The following is a 2,284-nucleotide window of genomic DNA, read 5'->3' on the forward strand; positions in this document are numbered from 1 at the left end:
TTTATTTCACTGCCTTGCTGATTGAACTTCGCTGAAATGTCAACACAACCTAGCAGTGAACAGAAAATCACTCTGAGCAGACATAGCTATCCTTCAGATTGAAAACCTGATCGACGAACTGTACGAGCACATCCATAGCCTTGCGGCTCAGAAGAACTCTTCAATTAGCGAGGCTGCGATTCATCTCCTAAATCAGGCAGTACAGTCCGGTAGACAGGCAAAGTCTCAAGCGATCGCTGAAAAAGCCAATGGCTGAAGTTTTATCCTAAATCCGTAGTCATCTAAGTCTAAATCCGCTTGATCTTGGACTACTCGATAGCCCTGCCTTGGTACGAGAGGACGCGCATTCGCTTCGCAAAGTTTTATGCTGACAGAACTCAAACCAGATTAAAGAGTTGTTTAAGAACTTGTTCGACTGCGGTGCGATCGCTCTCAGCCAATTTGCCAATTCGCTTCACAACTAACCGATGGTCGATCGTAAATAGCTTCATTCTCACAACAGAAGCGACTTTTAGCCCAGTCGATGGTAAATCTGAAATTGGAATATCCAATGCCCAAGGAGAATGGGTTGCAGTGGTAATCATCGCCATCACGCTTCGCCCAACAGACGTATTAAATGCCGCCGAATTAGACAGAACCAGCGCGGGTCTTCGCTTCGTTGCCGTAGTATCCGTGAACGGAAATGGAACAATTACGACTTCAAATTGTTTATAAATCAGCGTAGGCTTGCTCATCTGCCTCCGATTCCCACTCCGTCATCAGGCTAGAAACTCCTTCCAAATACTCTCGATCCGCAGGTTCAAATGCGCCATCAAACGGCGTTTCCTCTGAGGTCTGAGCTTTTTCCTGCACGTTCGCGCGTTCTAAAACGATAATCTCAACGGTTTCTCCAACCCGGAACGGCAAGCCTTGCAGCAAAACCTTCCCGTCCTCCAAAATTACCGTTTCTACTCGATACGCATTCATATAGGCGATTCTCAACGCTAATTTCTCTAATTTCTATTGTGGCGTATTTCCTCGCTCCCACAATTCTCGCCAGTGATAGTTCACACTTGTCACTCCAAAATCCGGCTCTTTCTGAAACGGCTGCCGCACATATCGAACGATCGTCGGTTCATCTGTAACCCGATATTCTCCCTTAGAAGCCGCCACTCGAAACGCATCCCCTTCTTTAAACTCCTCGGACTTCGGAACCTGCACCAGTGCTAAAACAAACTCCTCTGGCTTATTCAATGCAGTGAGAATTTCATTCTTCGTCACCGTGACTGTATCTGCCCCTTCAATTCGTCCTTTCACTTCAATAAACCGCAATTCGTCGTTTGACAGTCGCGATTCGATATCGTAGCCACATTTGTCTGCACTCACATCTTGCGGTTGATGTCCTAGCGATCGCTCGGCTGCCATCACTGCGTTCATGGCTCGCAGTTCCACCCGCTTCGTTTCTTTTGCAAACAAACTGGGTGCAGACTGCCGTTTTCCTTGAAGTCGTTGGAGCAGCCCGATCGAAACGACGATCGCTCCACCAATCACCAGAGGCGGCAAAGGAGAAAGCCGCCGTTCCTGTTCCAAATCGACTAATCGCTTTTTCCTTCAATTGCCACTGGATAAGCCGCGTTTTTATCCACCGTAATCACTCGTGGCGTTTGAGTGTGCTTTGCTCTCAGCACTTTGCGGAAAAAGCGGGCTGCCGCTTTCCCGTCTCGTTTTGCGCTCAGCATGAAGTCCAGTGGATTCGCAAGGGAATACACGGCCCGATACAGATATTTCCACTCCCCTTTGATTTGGATGTACGTCTCGTCAACCCTCCATGAATCGTTGGTAGGTTTCAAGTGAGGTCGGATTCGTTTATCGAGTTCTGGTGCGTACTCCAACACCCAACGGTTAATCGTTGAGTGATCGACGTCCACCCCTCGCTCAGCCATCATCTCCTCTAGATTCCGGTAGCTCAAGGGATAGCGGCAGTACCACCGGACATTGAGCAGGATAATTTCAGGCAAATAATGTCGCCACTTGAAGGGAGAGGAAGTAGACATCGCCAAGGGAGCAGTCGTGTTTGGAATGACCTACCTTACCACTAATCAGTTTTTGCGACACAACCGAGGGATTTAGGGTGAGGGTCAAAATTAGCGGCGTGGCAAGGGTTTTCAGCGTTTCCACAAAAACTTTCCGAAGTATCGCTGAGTCAGAGATTCGATTAAAAGACGAAGTTTGAGTTATTGACAAAACCAATTTAACATGCATCAAGCGCCACGAATGTGTTGGTTGCTTCTGTTCGCTCGTTTGA

3 protein-coding genes and 1 pseudogene are annotated in these 2,284 nt (G+C 47.9%); all 4 read right to left on the reverse strand.

What is annotated here, in order from left to right:
* Positions 1-377: 377 nt before the first annotated feature.
* On the reverse strand, positions 378-734 hold the full coding sequence (locus AC5JLB_RS29865) for a type II toxin-antitoxin system PemK/MazF family toxin (protein WP_495877452.1): 357 nt from the start codon (positions 732-734) through the stop codon (positions 378-380).
* Entirely contained in the window at positions 709-966 is a 258-nt protein-coding gene (locus tag AC5JLB_RS29870) for a hypothetical protein (protein ID WP_495877453.1), read from the reverse strand. Before AC5JLB_RS29870 ends, AC5JLB_RS29865 begins: the two co-directional genes overlap by 26 nt.
* Before the next feature lie 33 nt (positions 967-999).
* Positions 1,000-1,569: a protein NO VEIN domain-containing protein gene (locus AC5JLB_RS29875; RefSeq protein ID WP_495877454.1), complete on the reverse strand. Its 570-nt coding sequence runs from the start codon at positions 1,567-1,569 to the stop codon at positions 1,000-1,002.
* Positions 1,570-1,589: 20 nt separating this feature from the next.
* Positions 1,590-2,033 (reverse strand): annotated as a pseudogene (locus AC5JLB_RS29880) (IS6 family transposase); the annotation flags it as partial.
* Positions 2,034-2,284 lie beyond the last annotated feature (251 nt).

This window comes from Myxacorys chilensis, assembly GCF_059505265.1.